The 15,927-nt window shown below is 36.0% G+C and carries 11 protein-coding genes; 4 read left to right on the plus strand and 7 right to left on the minus strand.

Annotated elements, in window-relative coordinates; all coding sequences use genetic code 11:
• Position 1 precedes the first annotated feature (1 nt).
• The 4 genes from QWY87_RS06095 (at position 2) to QWY87_RS06110 (ending at position 5,432) form a co-directional block, all read left to right on the plus strand.
• Positions 2–1,699 (plus strand): adenylate/guanylate cyclase domain-containing protein, encoded by a 1,698-nt coding sequence (locus QWY87_RS06095; RefSeq protein ID WP_290289491.1) that lies wholly within the window; start codon positions 2–4, stop codon positions 1,697–1,699.
• A 159-nt stretch (positions 1,700–1,858) separates the two neighbouring features.
• Positions 1,859–2,611, plus strand: a complete 753-nt coding sequence (locus QWY87_RS06100) for a head GIN domain-containing protein (protein ID WP_290289493.1) — start codon at positions 1,859–1,861, stop codon at positions 2,609–2,611.
• A gap of 151 nt (positions 2,612–2,762) precedes the next feature.
• Positions 2,763–4,268 carry a BCCT family transporter gene (locus QWY87_RS06105; protein ID WP_290289495.1) on the plus strand — a complete coding sequence of 502 codons (1,506 nt, stop codon included), beginning with the start codon at positions 2,763–2,765 and terminating at the stop codon, positions 4,266–4,268.
• 291 nt (positions 4,269–4,559) lie between these two features.
• A complete protein-coding gene (locus QWY87_RS06110; RefSeq protein WP_290289497.1) occupies positions 4,560–5,432 on the plus strand; it encodes a helix-turn-helix domain-containing protein in 873 nt (290 codons plus the stop codon).
• A 121-nt stretch (positions 5,433–5,553) separates the two neighbouring features.
• On the opposite strand, the gene QWY87_RS06115 is transcribed toward QWY87_RS06110, so the two are convergent.
• The 7 genes from QWY87_RS06115 to QWY87_RS06145 form a co-directional block, all read right to left on the minus strand.
• Positions 5,554–7,989, minus strand: coding sequence for a glycoside hydrolase family 94 protein (locus tag QWY87_RS06115; RefSeq protein WP_290289499.1), 2,436 nt, complete (start codon positions 7,987–7,989; stop codon positions 5,554–5,556).
• 25 nt (positions 7,990–8,014) lie between these two features.
• Positions 8,015–9,628 (minus strand): MFS transporter, encoded by a 1,614-nt coding sequence (locus tag QWY87_RS06120; RefSeq protein WP_290289503.1) that lies wholly within the window; start codon positions 9,626–9,628, stop codon positions 8,015–8,017.
• A 417-nt stretch (positions 9,629–10,045) separates the two neighbouring features.
• Complete coding sequence (locus tag QWY87_RS06125) at positions 10,046–11,503, minus strand: sugar porter family MFS transporter (protein ID WP_290289504.1); 1,458 nt, start codon at positions 11,501–11,503, stop codon at positions 10,046–10,048.
• A gap of 120 nt (positions 11,504–11,623) precedes the next feature.
• Positions 11,624–13,132 (minus strand): CotH kinase family protein, encoded by a 1,509-nt coding sequence (locus tag QWY87_RS06130; protein WP_290289507.1) that lies wholly within the window; start codon positions 13,130–13,132, stop codon positions 11,624–11,626.
• 152 nt (positions 13,133–13,284) lie between these two features.
• On the minus strand, positions 13,285–14,049 hold the full coding sequence (locus tag QWY87_RS06135; protein WP_290289508.1) for a glycoside hydrolase family 16 protein: 765 nt from the start codon (positions 14,047–14,049) through the stop codon (positions 13,285–13,287).
• 20 nt (positions 14,050–14,069) lie between these two features.
• Entirely contained in the window at positions 14,070–14,999 is a 930-nt protein-coding gene (locus QWY87_RS06140; RefSeq protein WP_290289510.1) for a glycosyl hydrolase family 17 protein, read from the minus strand.
• Positions 15,000–15,039: 40 nt separating this feature from the next.
• On the minus strand, positions 15,040–15,927 hold the full coding sequence (locus QWY87_RS06145) for a glycoside hydrolase family 17 protein (protein WP_290289512.1): 888 nt from the start codon (positions 15,925–15,927) through the stop codon (positions 15,040–15,042).

A 15,927-nucleotide genomic window follows, 5' to 3' on the forward strand; every position in this document is an offset into this window, starting at 1 on the left:
CATGATAACCCTCGATAAAAAAGTAAGAACAAGAGTAAGAGCGCTCAAACATATCTTAAAGGATATTAGAACTGATACGCTGCTGAAACAATTGTCTAAAGAATTAGACTTGGAATTCAGCATCCTTGATATCAATGCTGTTTTAATGTGGGGTAACGATACTAATTATTCACTACACCTGACACTCAAAGATCATGATCTTGATTATGGGCAGGTAGTAGCCAATGAAGAAAAAGCAAGTATCATTGTTAACCTATTGAATACATTGGTATCAAAAGACCTTGAGAAAAAAAATATTGGAAATGAAGTCTTGGGTTTGTATCGTGAAATCAATATGATCTATGATTTTAGTGAAAAATTATCTGAAAAAATTGAAGTGAAGTCAATTGCAGAAATGGCCCTGACAGAAGCTTCTCAGATCATTGACACCACACATGGTATGTTTCTTTTATTGGATACAGATATTGACAAAGTTATCATTCTATCAGCCTTTGGGGAAGATGCTAAAAGAGCCAAAAACATCGAGGAGCAAAATCATCTTTTAAAAGAGCTCATCATAAAAGGAACCTCAGCAATTGTAGATGTTGAAAGAATACAACAAAACCCGGCCTTACGTCATTTAAAAGCCATGATGTACGCGCCATTAAAAGTAAAAAACCGCACCCTAGGAATGGTCATCCTAGGACATGCCGAAGAAAGAGAATTCAGAGCAGCCGAATTAAAACTATTGACCACCATTTCATTACAATCAGCGGTTGCCATTGAAAGTGCACAATTGTTCCAAAAAGGACTTAAAGAAGCCCAAGAAAGAGAGGAAGCCATCAAAAAAATTCACCAGGTCAGCCAGAAATTTGTGCCGACTGAATTTATTAAATCCTTGGGGAAAAACAGACTTACGGAAGTATCATTAGGCGACCTGACTGAAAAAGAAGTGACCGTGATGTTTGTAGATATCAGGGAATTCACGTCGCTTTCTGAAGGATTGAGTCCTAAGGATAATTTTCTGTTTATAAATTCTTTTAACAAGAGAATGGGCCCTGTCATTAGAAAAAATAAAGGGTTTATTATGCAATACTTGGGAGACGGATTTATGGCACTCTTTCCTAGTGGTTCTCAAAATGCCTTAAGGGCTTCGATTGAGATGCACAAGACGCTTGACGATTACAACAAAATTAGACTAAAAAAGAAAAGGTCAGCTGTAAGAGTTGGTATAGGGATGCAAAATGGAGACCTCATCATGGGGATTACCGGGGATGTTGAAAGACTTGATGCGGCTATCATTTCTGATACAGTAAATACAGCCTCGAGAATTGAGGGTCTGTCGAAGCACTTCGGAACATCCATACTGATGACAGGAAAATGCATGACCAATCTTACAAACCCTGAAGAGTTTAATTTTAGATATTTAGGCCCTGTACAAGTAATAGGAAAGAAAAAACCTGTTAAATTATACGAGTGCATTAATGGGGATGTAAAAACACTTTACAATCATAAATTAAGGACCCTGGGCACTTTTAACCGTGGAATGGAACTTTATTTTAATAAAGAATTCGCGATGTCTGCGGTAACTTTTCAACAGATATACAAACAAAACACTAAAGATCTTACTGCCAAACTTTTTCTTAATAGAGCAGCTCACCTTATCACTCAGGAGATTGATGAAAACTGGGAAGGTGTTCAATCTATGACCAAAAAATAAATTGACACGATAAATTAGAGATCTTGTTATTCACGCTGATTTTTAATTATTTTATCGATAATTAAGAGTGTAACTGTAACAATTTTGTTTTATGGATATCTTTATAGAAACCAATGATCAAAAATTGGTCTAAAACAATTAACAAAAAACAACAATCTCATGAAAAAATCCTACTTAACCTTGCTTATTGCAACCTTCATGTTGCTAGGAATACAACAGACCGAAGCCCAGAACAAAACTTATGACGTCTCTTCATTCGATGAAGTAATTATCAGTCCTCATATTGAAGTGATTTTTGAAAGAGCAGATACAGAATCTGTGGTAATCGAAAACATCGATGTGTCTATGGACAAACTCAACGTTGAAGTAAAAGGAAATACCCTGCACATTTATCTTGATGATGCCAAGGTTTACACAAAATCAGAAAAGGTAGTTTATGACGATTATAAAGGAAAGGATGCTATTTATCACGGAACTGTCGTTTCTGCAAAAGTATATTTTAAAGATTTAGAAGAAATCTCTTTAAGGGGAGAAGAAACCCATAAAGTTAAAAGTGTTTTGAAAGGCGAAGAATTGACGCTTAAAATATATGGAGAATCAGAAGTATACCTGAGTGAAATTGATGTAGAAAAATTCTACACTACTATGTATGGTGAGTCTTATTTAGAAGTCAAAGAGGGCATCGCCAAACGCCAGCGCATTATTTCATATGGTGAAGGTGAAATAAATACTTTTGGTGTTAAAAACACCAGCGCCAAAGTAACCGCATATGGCGAAGGGAAAGTCAAACTTAACGTTACCGATGAATTAAAAGTTACTGCCTATGGTGAAGCATCCATACACTACAAAGGAAGTCCGATGGTGAACCGAGGCATAGTCATTGGAGAAGCCAATATTCATCAGATCAACTAGATCAATTCGCTTAAACAAATAATATATCAATATCCTGTATTCTGAGATCTTCTCTACATACAGGATTTTTCAATATATTAAACCCATTTTTAATCTATAATAATTGTGTTACTTTTATGCTTCCTCAAATTAAAAATGATTCTACATCTCAATGGAAAGCCTAAAAAAGCAATTTATTAAATACAACCTCTTAGGCTGGTCTATATTCATCTTATTTCTATTTTCATTGTGGATTTCGCTCGACCCACTGCGGGCTATAACCACTATCTCTGAAGTATCCCTATGGGTCAGAGAATACTTTGGGCAATTCTATCTTGTTTTGGGCTTGGCCTGTGTTTTGCTTTTGATCGTCCTGGCCATATTGCCAATCGGAAAAAGAAAGCTGGGAAACATGGATGACAAACCTGAATATGACCTATGGTCATGGTCAGCGATGTTGTTTAGTGCAGGTATGGGAGCGGGTTTGATTTTAAGAGCGGTACAGGAACCTGTTTTTATGCTAAAGAACCCTCCTATTCAATCTTCAAATGATGCCAATTCTTTGGCTTTAGAATATACATTTTATCATTGGGGTTTTACGCCTTGGGCCATGTATGGCCTTTTTGCTTTAATCATTGGTTATTATATCTATGTGCAAAAAGCACCTGTTCTAATGAGTGCTCCGGTTAAAAAAATCAATTCCAATATCTATCTACTCAAAAGTATTGACATTCTCACCATTCTCATTACAGTTATTGGAGTTATTGCCGCAGTAGCACTTGGTGTAACTCAAATTAGCGGGGGTTTAAATCACCTGATGCCTGAACTCGATTTAAATTTTAAGGGAACCATATTTATTCTGATATTGGTGAGTAGTATATCATTGATATCAGCCTCTTACGGCGTTAACAAAGGAATTAATATCATCTCCAAATTCAATATTACAATAGCTGTTTTTCTGCTTTTATTTGTTTTTTTACAAGGTGACATGTGGCTCATGTTCAGCCGGTTTATAAAAACCCTGTATTTATATATTATTGATTTTATTCCTTTGAGTCTGGCTATGGGTTCCTTCGATCCTGGAAAGGAATTTTTAAGTTCATGGACCTATTTCTACTGGGCCTTCTGGTTGTCCTGGGCACCATTTACAGGTATTTTTATTGCGCGGATATCAAAAGGCAGGACAATTAGAGAATTTGTCATTGCCATTCTGCTAATTCCCTCTTTGGGAACCTTTTTTTGGTTTACGGCTTTTGGAGAAACTGCCTTTTTACGTTTAGAACAATGGGATAATTACAATAATGAATTCGGAAACGTTTTTACTTCTATCTTCATCTTTTTTGAAGTCTATCCTATGCAGGCAATAATCAATTCACTTGTTGTGCTTGTTTTATTTACCTTCTTAATTACCTCAATGGATTCTGCTATTTATGTACTTAGTATGTTTACCGATGGCGGCAACAGAAGTCCTGCCAAGAAGCATCGTTATATCTGGGGAGTCTTTCTTCCTATTTTTGGATGCTCTATGTTGCTTTTAGGGAATAAATTAGCCAACCTTGACCTATTGGGTGCCATGACCAAGCTGATTGTAATCACCTCTCTCCCCTATGCTTTCTTAACAATTATAATAAGCGGGATATTTATCCGAAGCCTAATTCATTCAAAAGAAAAAATGTGATTTCTATATCAACTTAATGTTGATTTAGTCTAAATAAAAGGACTAAGCCTATTTCGACATATTTTGTGTTTTAATTGAATTCTATTTTCCTTTCTGTCAATATATTTTAATAATCGACAAAATTTATAAGTATAGAATTTATGCGAATTTGAAATTAAACGCCGCGATTAGGTCTATAGCGCGAAGCTGTTAATGATTATTGAAAAATTTTATGAAGTTATAAAGCATCTCATTACAATTAATACTATATTGTCAAAAATAGATTGAAAACAGATTATTAGAGATTGAGTTATGAGAACGAGCGTACACAGAGAGATAACACAATTAAGCCCCGAAGATAGTTTTCTTGTTTATGAAAGGGTGAAAGACGATTTTGACTTCCCAATTCATTTTCATCCTGAATATGAATTGAATTTTATTTACAAAGGCGAAGGCGTAAGAAGAATCATTGGTGATCACACCAACGTAATAAATGATGTTGAATTAGTGCTGGTGGGCCCTAATCTGACTCACGGATGGGAACTTAACAAATGTACCTGTAAAGAAATCTACGAGATCACAATTCACATACAACATGACTTGTTAAATGACAAAATGCTTTCAAGAAGGATTTTCAAATGCATCAAAGACATGTTTAACAGATCTAAACATGGTATTTTGTTTTCTCAGGAAATAACTATGGAGATCATGCCCAGGTTAATGGCACTTCCTAAATTACATGGCATTAATTACTTCTTAGAATTTATTTCAATTTTAAATGAATTGGCCATTTCCAAAGACCAGACACTGCTCTCTACACAGTTTTCTGAAATGAATGACTTTCAGAATAGCGAAAGCATCAAGAAAGTATATGAATTCATTCAGGAAAACTATCATCGTAAAATAGCACTGGAGGAAATTTCTCAACTCGTAAATATGAGTGCGGTTTCGTTTAATCGTTTTATAAAAAAAAGAACAGGGAAGACCTTTATCAATTATGTCAATGATACAAGAATCAGCTATGCCAGCAGGGCTCTTATAGAATCTGAAAAAAGCATAGGTGAAATCAGTTTTCAATGTGGATTCAATAATATTGCTAATTTTAATCGCATCTTTAAAAGGTCCAAAGATTGTACGCCAAGCGAATTCAGGAAAGAGTTTGTTGGTATGCAAAGGGTACTGTGAAGGCCTCGCCCGTGAAGGCTTGAGAAGTGAAGGCTTCACGTCCGAACGGTTCGGTTATGAACAAAAAAACTCCCAAAAGTTTTGGCTTTCAGGAGTTTCATTCGGTAAAAATAGCAGTCTTTTATCCCATAATTATTTCAACTGTATGACTTTTACCTTTCTCAAGTAGTGGAATTACATTTGAGTTTATGCTTTTACCATTAATGATCAATTCTTTTACGCCCTTACTCACATGATCCGGGTTTTTAATAATCAATTGATAAGTAGCTCCTCTGAATTTTCGTTGCATTTTAAAACCGTCCCAGCTTTTAGGAATACAAGGATCAACTCTTAAGCCATCATATTCTGGCCTAACACCCAATATATACTGAGTAATCGCATAGAAATTCCATGAAGCAGTACCAGACAACCAAGAATTTTTAGCTTCCCCTGGTTTAAAGGCTTCCTTACCTGCAATCATCTGGCAATAAACATAAGGTTCAACTTTGTGCAATTCAGATATATCCTCCAGAAAACTAGGTGCAATTTTAGTATAGTAGTCATAGGCATTATCTCCTCTTCCAATCATTGTTTCACCTATCATGATCCAAGGGTTGTTATGACAAAATATCCCTCCATTTTCTTTGTAACCAGCAGGATACGTAGAAATTTCTCCATATTCTATATGATACTTTGTAAAGGCAGGGTAATTAAGAACAACTCCGTATTCTGAATCGAGATGTTCTTTCACTGAATCAAGTGACTTTTTAACCAGGCCTTCTTCCTTACCAATTTCAGCCATGGTACACCAGCCTTGTGATTCTATAAAGATTTTTCCTTCCTCGTTTTCGTTGGACCCAATCTTCTTTCCATAATAATCATAGGCTCTAAGGTACCAGTCTCCATCCCATCCATGTGCTTTTACGGCGGCGATCATGTTATCTACATGAGTCTGGGCCTCTGCAGCTTCAGTATCTTTACCAACGTATTTACATAATTCAATATATTCTTTCCCGTAGACCACAAATAATCCGGCGATCATTAGTGATTCGGCAGTATCTCCTTTTTTATTTCCGGTAGTTTGAAATGACTCATTCGGGTCACTTGAAAAACAATTCAAATTCAAACAATCATTCCAATCAGCTCTACCGATTAATGGTAATTTATGCGGGCCCAGGTTGTTAACCACATGATAAAAAGAAGCTTTTAAATGATCAAAATGAGGTTTAGCTCTTGATGCATCATTGTCAAACGGGACCATTTCATCTAATAAGGAGAAATCTCCTGTTTCCTTGATATAGGCCGTTGTAGAAAGTATTAACCAAAGTGGGTCATCATTGAAATCACCTCCGACTGCAGAATTTCCTTTTTTAGTCAATGGCTGGTATTGATGATAGCATGAACCATCTTCAAACTGAGTCGAAGCAATATCAAAAATTCTTTCTCTTGCTCTTTCCGGTATTTGATGGACAAAACCAATCAGATCCTGATTTGAATCTCTAAAGCCCATACCTCTTCCGATTCCAGATTCAAAAAATGAAGCCGAACGAGACATATTAAACGTGACCATACACTGGTACTGATTCCAAATATTCACCATTCGGTCAAGTCTGTCATCCCCTGATTCAATAGATATGGTACATAAAAGATCGTCCCAATAGGCGGCTAAAGCATCATAAGCAGCATCTACTTTGGCAACCGTATCAAATTTTTCAATCATTGCCTTTGCAGGATTCTTATTGATTACCCCTTTAGACTCCCATTTCTCATCTTCATTCACTTCAACATAACCCAGCATAAAAACCAAGTCCTTTTGCTCTCCTGGCTGCAATTCTATTTCCAGATAGTGAGAAGCTATTGGTGACCAACCATGGGCAATCGTATTGCCAGGTTCACCCTTCGTTACTGTGTCAGGGCTGTCAAACCCGTTATACAAACCAATAAATGACTCTCTGTCTGTATCAAATCCTTGGATTTCTTCATTTACTGAATAGAAAGCATAATGATTACGTCTTTCTTTAAATTCAGTTTTATGATAGATAACACTATCCTCTATTTCAACTTCCCCTGTATTAAAATTCCGTTGGAAATTAGTCATATCATCTTCTGCATTCCAAAGGCACCATTCTACAAAAGAGAATAGTTTTAATTTTTTAGTTTCAGTGCTGTCATTTCTCACACTTACTTTCTGAATCTCACCCCAGAATCCCAAAGGGATAAACTGCAGGACTTCTGTTGTAACACCATTCTTAGAACCTTTGATCTTTGAATAGCTCATACCGTGTCGGCACTCATAACTATCTAATTCAGTTTTTACCGGCTTCCAGCCTGGTGACCAAACGGTATCACCATCCTTGATATAAAAATATTTACCTCCATCATCTACGGGTACATTATTATACCTGTAACGCGTGAGACGTCTGAATTTTGCATCTTTATAAAAAGTATAGCCTCCACCTGTATTTGAAGTCAGAGAGAAAAAATCTTCATTACCCAGATAGTTAATCCAAGGGTAAGGAGTTTTAGGGTTAGTAATTACGTATTCCCTGTTCGCATCGTCAAAATGACCGTATTTCATTTGTTCAAAAATTTATAACTTAATTCTAATTGGTACTTTCTTTTAATCTTCTATTATTCAATTCAGTAGTAACCTCATCAATTTTTTTCTGATTCAATGGGTAAATGAGCATAAAACCAGCCGCCAATACAGTAATAACTGCAGGAACCCAACTCATCAGCATGATAATACCCGGAACCGCACCTTCAATTGAGGCTGCGTCCTGCCCATTATAGTGAAATGCGCCCAAGACCAGCCCTATTATAGCACCTGCTATACCTCCACCAAATTTAGTAGCAAATGAACCCGCTGAGTAGATCAGTCCAGTTGCCCTTCTTCCATTCTTAAATTCAGAATAATCCGCAGCATCACCTAGCATCACAAAGAAAAGTGTCGGGAAAATTGCTGAGGCGAATTCAGATACAACCCCTAAGACAAATACAGCTTCATAATCGGTTGGGCCTAGAAAAAAGAAGAGTGAATTCACAGCTCCTGAAAAAAGAAGGGCAGCAATGAATAGGTTGCGTTTTCCGAATCTTTTCCCTAAAGGAGCGGTAATCATGGCTCCTCCAATTGAAGCGAACATAAGCGCTATTAAAAATGAGGCTGCCAGTAATTGGTTATTCAAATAATGTGTAAAATAAATAATTACTATTCCTTGCTTAATAGAGTTGTAAACATTGAATAATAATCCAATAACCAACAATACCAGCCAAGGCTTGTTTGTTACTAAATCTTTAAGATCTCTTTTTAAATTATTTTTCTGTGCTTTTGGGGGAAGCACACGTTCTTTTGTTGTATAAAATGTTATGAACATAAACAAGCTCAGAAAGATAGACATGATATACATAGAGTTACTATATCCTTTTTTCTGATCGATGAGCGAAATACTCGCAGCTTCTATATTCGCTTCACCACTTACTATAAATGCATATTTTTCATTGGCCTCAATAGAAAAACTTTTACCATGTGTTGGTTTGTTATCCTCTGCACTTAAAGTATTGTCATCCCAAATGAAGTCTGCAATACCATTCTCTGTTTTGATATTGACATTCTCCACATTGTCAGGTGCAGATACAGTGACTCTAAACTTTTCTTCTTCTAATTTATCTATGACAATATCCGGGTTTACGTTTCCAAAATGGGCCACTAAAAAAAGTAAGGCTCCCTGCACCAACATCCCGCCTCCAAAAGCACCGACCATTCTAAAAGAACCTAAACTTGTCCTTTCCTTATCGTCACCGGTCATAACTGCCATGAGGGCCCCATAAGGAACATTGTTAGCCGTATATATTAAAGTGAAAAAGATATAGGTGACATAAGCATAAACGATCTTTCCTGAAGAGCTCAGGTCAGGAGCTGTAAATAGCATAGATAAAATAATTCCTAAGGGTATGGCGGTCCAAAGAATCCAAGGTCTGAATTTTCCGTATTTTGATTTCGTACGGTCACCGATCACTCCCATCAAAACGTCGCTTATCCCATCACTAAATCTAGCGACTAGGAATAATACCCCGACAGTAACCGGGCTTAGCCCAAAAACATCAGTATAAAAAATAAACAGAAAAGTGGCGACTCCTCTCCAGGCAATATTCGCTGCACCATCGCCTAAGCCATAGCCCAATTTCTCTTTTAAGGATAATTTATTTAAGTCTGACATTATTCTCTAAATCTTAATATTTGCCTTCCAAAATTACATATCTATCAATTAAGGAATTGATACTATTTTGTCATTAACGAATCCTTTCTTGGAAATTTTCGACCTAAATCCCTTTATAATTCCAAAATAAAAGCTAAAATTATTTTTTATATCTCAATTAATAATTTGATTTACAGTCTTTTAATGCTATTAGTCAGGGTTCAATCAACAGCTTACACGCCTTAAAAACTTATTAATATGGATATTACAAAATTCAAAAACTTTGACAGTTACTCAGCTATAAAATAAAAAAGGCTAAGTGAGGATGCCTCACTTAGCCTTGATAAATTATAATTAATAAAGTAAAATTCTAATCTGTATGAATTACCCAACCGTTACTAAATCGGTATAAAACAACTATTTGCTTTGTATCGTCTGTTAGCTATTACCCTGATTAAAGGTAGCTTCCATTTCTTCAAGTGTCTTCCCTTTTGTTTCAGGAATCCATTTCCAGGTAAAGAAGATGATGAAAACAATAAAGGCTGAGAATAAAAAGTAGGGTAATGAATTATTCCAGGTACCTCCGTCGGCAACCAATCTATTTGCGTCACTTTCAACTACAATTGGAAAGGATTGAGAAACAAAATAATTGGCTAGCCATTGTGCAGCAACCGCAATTGCCATGGCTGTACTCCTGATACTATTAGGAAAGATCTCAGATAATAAAACCCAAACAATCGGCCCCATAGACATAGCAAACGAACCAATAAACATAAGAATACCCACCAAACAAATAATTCCTTCTGTTGAAGATATTGCGGGTAATCCTGCCGAATTCACCGCTGAATAGTCGCTCAAATACAAGGTAAAGCCCATGATTAAGAATCCGAGTAACATACCAAATCCACCTATAATCAATAAAGGTTTTCTACCCAGTTTATCTACTGTAAACATGGCAATAAACGTAAATAACAAATTCACAGTCGCCAAGAGTATTTGTTGTAATAATACATCCTCCTTACCAAAACCAAGTGCCTGCTCAAATATATCGGCACCATAATACAGTACGGCGTTAATACCTGTAAATTGCTGTAATACTGAAAGCACTGTCCCGATTACTACAATAGGAAACAGCGATTTTTGAAATATAGATGCCTTTTTAACGGATCCTTCTTGTTGTATAGATTCTTTAATATCAAAATACTCCTTATCAGCCATTTCCTGCCCGTGAATCGCCACTAAAACATTCTTAGCTTCTTCTTCTCTTCCTTTAATCATCAGCCAACGAGGGCTTTTAGGCACCATAAATAACAAGATGAAAAAAGCCAGTGCCGGGATCATTTCTGACCAGAACATATACCTCCATCCATAATCGATATTCTCTTGTTCAGTCAATCCGTTACCAATAAAATAAGTAACAAGAAAAACTACGAAAAATCCAATTACCACCGCCATTTGATAGTAAGTAACCAGTGTTCCTCTAATTTTAGCTGGTGCAATTTCTGCGATATACATTGGTGCATTCATTGATGCCATACCAATAGCAATACCTCCAAGAACCCTGAAAATAACCATTAAGGTCATAGATTCGGGTAAGATTGCTGGAAGTCCGGATCCCCAAGCTGAAATAGCAAATAAAACGGCAGAAACGATTAAAGATTTTTTTCTTCCAATTGACTTTGAAATAAGTCCTGCAGAGGCGGCTCCTAAAAGTGCTCCTAAAAGTGCACTACTGACTATAAATCCTTTTAACCAACCGGTTAATTCAAAATATTTCGAAAAATAAAACTGTGTTCCATTAATCACACCTGTATCATATCCAAAAAGCAATCCCCCTAGGGTAATGACAATGGTTACGAAATAAATATTAATTCTTTTTGTATTAGTTTGTCCCATAATTAGTAAGTAGTTTGAAAAAATTTGCTCAGCAAGATAGAAGTTATTTTTGATTAATAATAGTACTTATGAAGATTTTGAAGGCTCATAGGTTGATAAATGAATAGGCTTCATGGGCTATTATAATTCCTTATAAGCAGTATCAAGCCAATTCATTCTTTCAATATACCAGTTTTTTAAGTGATCAACCTCAGCTTGATGCGTGTCAAAAAATACAGGATTAGGCCACACATAACGTCCGAAAAGATCCCACTTCTGGTCATTCTCATACTGAGACCACCTCAATTGAGTTGCATAAAAATCGATTTTTTCTAAAATAAAATTCTGGTTATCTCTAAAATAAAGAAAGCGACTCTTCACTTTTTCTACGAATGCTGCATCTTCAAACAGTCTGTCAAACCAAGCGTGATCTTTTACCCAAAAACCTGTTGGATATTGGCAATCAGAATAATAAACATTTCCAAAGGCCAAATCGAAATCCCATAAAGGACCCATTTTAATCTTTTCACCAGGAATTACATTAAGAAAGATGCTTGAAAAATTTCTGGAATCTTGATTTTTAGTGATCTCATTAATAAGGTACCAGTCAATAAAACTATCAATATCAATGTATTTGGCATATCCTTGATTAGGATCGGTAAACTGAGATCCCATCAAAACATCCTCAAACTCATTGACCAATTCACTTACATAGATATACTCATTGCTATTATACTCCGTATCAGGCTCTTTAATATTAATTAAAAATGCGTCAGTTCTGAAATAAACATCATCAGCATCTAACCTTTCCAACTGATCAATTTCCAATAAATAACCTGTATCTCCCAACTGAACCCGATTATCACTTTCCTCGACTTTTTGCGTGATATTGTAAGTGCCATTATACGTTCCGTTGATAACAACTTCCGTGAATACACTTTGTGGTGTGTAATCCAATTGACTCAAATAACCCATTTCAAAGGCGATTTTGTTTCTTATCAAGGTCTTATCAGAGAATTCAGCCAAGAATATCCATTTTTTATCCTGCGGCATTCCAAGCATTTCTGTCTTATCATCGAACTTTAACTGAAAGGGTTTTTTCGGATGAATACCCCAAGTTGAATTACCCCTCCCGCGAATTTTCATTTCCGTTGAAGTTAAATCTGAAAAATTACGACCACCCTTCATAGCTATCGATCCTGTAAAATAATCTTCCTTAGAATCTATCTCCTCACCATTACTAGTTTCCAGATAAATAATCGGCAAACCAGTAAAATAGGCTATATCCACTTCATATTGACCAGATTTACCATCTGAAGTCGTTACCCTGTAGTTTTGTACTTCTGTAAAATCATTTGCAGTTTGACCACTAATTTGCACTTTATTATTGATCAGCACTTCAGAGCCTTTATGTTTAAAGCTGGCAACCATATTTTCGATATCGGCCTCCAGTGGCAGTCTTCCACTTATGATCTCATTTTCAATATCAGCAAACTGATCCCAGTTCATCTTAGGATTACTGGATTGTAAAAAAGAAAACTCAGTGATTTCTGTTCGTTCAACTGCAGGTTCAATTTTTGTAGAGTCGTCACTACATGACGATAAAATCATCATAGGGATGACCAACAATACTGACAAAATGTTTTTCATAGCAAATAATATGTACAATAATTAACGGAACACTTTTTTGGATATTGCAAAAAAATCTTACTTTTCAACACGATTCATTCTTGCCAAAAATAAATTGTTTTATTGACTCTTCTTCTGACAATTATCACTTGATATAAACTTTAGAAATTTATTTATTGATATACCCTCACATAATCAATTACAAATTCCTGAGGAAAAATACTGTCATCCACTTCAGCTCCTCCAAAATTACCGCCTATTGCCACATTTAGAATCATATAGAAAGGCTGATCAAAAGGCCAAACTTCAACAGATTTATTTTTTGGTAGAAAAGAGTAAAAAAGTTTTTTATCAATATAAAAATCGATCTTGTCTTTGGTCCAGTCGATTGCATAAATATGAAACCCTTCTTCTATTCCCTTCACTACATCCTTTCTTGTATTAATTGAAGACCCATGACTATCTGCAGTATGAAGCGTGGTGAAAATTGTCTCTGGCTCCTTTCCTACGTATTCTAAGATATCGATCTCACCACATAAAGGCCATCCCACTTCTTTAATATTAGAGCCTAACATCCAAAATGCCGGCCATAAACCTTTCCCTGTGGGCAATTTTGCTTTTACTTCAATTTTGCCATATTGAAATTCTAGATTCCCTTGGGTGTTTATTTTTGATGAAGAATAGCCATCGTTTTCATGCCTGGCTGTAAGTGTTAAGAGACCATCTTTTAACTCATGGTTCTTCTCGGTATAAATCTGAAGTTCGTTATTTCCCCAACCGCATAAATTAGGGCAGCCGTCTCCAAGTTCAAAATTCCAGATCTCACTATTAAGGTTCTCACCATCAAAATTATCTTCCCAGACAAGTTCTCTTTCTTGTGCAGACAAAGTAGCACTTGAGATAAGAATGAAAAAAAGAATTGCATTAATGCGTCTCATAATTTTTAAAAGAATTTTGATTAGCTTTCAAATAACTCCTGCATAACCTTTTTAGGTTTACGATTCACCGTAAAAAGCCCCCAATGCTTTTCAGGTTCCAGTGCTTCATTAGAACCTTTCCAGGATTCATCAAACGCTTCAAAAACAAAAGTAAGAATATTGGCATCCTTGCTCCAGTCTATTAGATCATTATAGTAGATTCGCTGAAACTCCTCATTCACATTGCTAGGACAGATTCCTTTTCCATTTGAAAAAGTTGTCCAACCGGCTTCAGTAATCACCACGGGTGTATTTGGATAAGTGTCGGCAACAGCGTAGTAGTTTTGTTTCGTATATTCCATGGCCTCATGAATTCTCTTATATTCCCATACCGGATAAGTATGAATTGAAATAAAATCAACTTCTTCAACCAAATCTTTTAATTTATCCAGCCAAGGCAGATAGTTTTCGCAAAACGTTACAGGTTGTTTAGCTTCTCTTTTTATCATCCGTACATACTCAATAACGTTTTGAACCGGCACATAATGATCTGTCCAATCAACACAGGCCTCGTTACCCGCCGATAAACAGCATATGATATCAGGATATTCATTTGCTAAATCTATAAGTTTCTTAATCTGTTTTAAATTGATCAATTTATTCTCTTCTAATTGATCTGCAGAATAAGTTCCTCCCCAAGGACAACCATAATTATTAGCTTCAGCAACTATATAAGCACCGAGCATTATTTTAAAATTAAAGTTCTCTTTTTGGATAACTTCTAAAACAGTTTCAGCATGTGGATCACAGTCATATAGGCGTAGGTATTGCCAATGGTGATGAAGCATAAGAAGATCTTCTTTAATTTCTTCATAGCTGGGTACAATACCTCCCGGCCTTTGACCTTCTCGGAAGCCAGAATAACAAATAGCTTTTCCGGGTGCCAAGTTTAATGCTGTCGTGTATTTCATTTTTGGTTTATTGGTTAACGTTTTGACCCTTAAAAATCATTTAAAATTTCTTTAGTTTTTCATCTTTGTCCCAAAGGCCCCAAAAAGCGCCAACATCACCTTCCGATCCTACTTTCCATGATTCATCAAAAGAGGAAAAGTAGAAAATATCTATCTCGTCTTCATTTGACCATAGTTGTGTATTGATAAAATATTTCATCGCATTAGTAAATGAAGGGTGTGAGCCCTGAAAACTTCCTCCCATAGATGGCCATCCGGTTTCAGAAATAATCACCTTTTTTCCATTGGCTGCTTTAACGGCCTGATTATACATTTCCTTCATATAAATTAAGGAGTACTCTAAACTACATCCTTCCCAAAATGGATAACAATTTGCCAATATCACATCACAAGCTTCTGTAATTCTCGGGCGGTTTGAAAACTCATAATAAGCATCTACATAGCCCATAGGAATTTCCGGAATCGCCTCTTTTACCTGATGCATAAAAGCCAATAATTCATCTTCAGATAAGTCTTTGCGATACATTACCTCATTACCAACCGCAGCAATATCAACATATCCTTCTTTAGCCAATTTAATTAAGTTGGCTATTTCTCGTTTATTGATTTCCGGATCATCTCCTAACCAGGCACCAACCATCGTTTTAATACCATATTCATGGGCGATACGAGGGATTGCTTCATTTCCATCGGTACACGAAAATGAACGAATCCATTTCGTATAAGGTTTTATTATTTTCATCCTCCTCCTGATCTGCTCCTCAGAAATCTGATCTCCAGGCCCTTGACCTTCTTCATAAGGGCTAAAACACAAACCGTGCATTCCATTTTTCAATAGCCTCTTATATAAATTCTTTAACCCTTTATCGGTTTTATCAGCTTGATCTATTCCAATTAATGACCTTATTTTTCCTGCTCTAACAGACAT

Source organism: Lutimonas halocynthiae (assembly GCF_030409835.1).
Taxonomy (GTDB): domain Bacteria; phylum Bacteroidota; class Bacteroidia; order Flavobacteriales; family Flavobacteriaceae; genus Lutimonas; species Lutimonas halocynthiae.

Excerpts from the sequence above, each read along its gene's own strand:
- QWY87_RS06110 (WP_290289497.1), top strand. The coding sequence starts at position 4,560 with ATGAGAACGAGCGTACACAGAGAGATAACACAATTAAGCCCCGAAGAT.
- QWY87_RS06130 (WP_290289507.1), bottom strand. The coding sequence starts at position 13,132 with ATGAAAAACATTTTGTCAGTATTGTTGGTCATCCCTATGATGATTTTA.
- QWY87_RS06125 (WP_290289504.1), bottom strand. The coding sequence starts at position 11,503 with ATGGGACAAACTAATACAAAAAGAATTAATATTTATTTCGTAACCATT.
- QWY87_RS06105 (WP_290289495.1), top strand. The coding sequence starts at position 2,763 with ATGGAAAGCCTAAAAAAGCAATTTATTAAATACAACCTCTTAGGCTGG.
- QWY87_RS06100 (WP_290289493.1), top strand. The coding sequence starts at position 1,859 with ATGAAAAAATCCTACTTAACCTTGCTTATTGCAACCTTCATGTTGCTA.
- QWY87_RS06115 (WP_290289499.1), bottom strand. The coding sequence starts at position 7,989 with ATGAAATACGGTCATTTTGACGATGCGAACAGGGAATACGTAATTACT.
- QWY87_RS06095 (WP_290289491.1), top strand. The coding sequence starts at position 2 with ATGATAACCCTCGATAAAAAAGTAAGAACAAGAGTAAGAGCGCTCAAA.
- QWY87_RS06140 (WP_290289510.1), bottom strand. The coding sequence starts at position 14,999 with ATGAAATACACGACAGCATTAAACTTGGCACCCGGAAAAGCTATTTGT.
- QWY87_RS06145 (WP_290289512.1), bottom strand. The coding sequence starts at position 15,927 with ATGTCTGTTAGAGCAGGAAAAATAAGGTCATTAATTGGAATAGATCAA.
- QWY87_RS06135 (WP_290289508.1), bottom strand. The coding sequence starts at position 14,049 with ATGAGACGCATTAATGCAATTCTTTTTTTCATTCTTATCTCAAGTGCT.
- QWY87_RS06120 (WP_290289503.1), bottom strand. The coding sequence starts at position 9,628 with ATGTCAGACTTAAATAAATTATCCTTAAAAGAGAAATTGGGCTATGGC.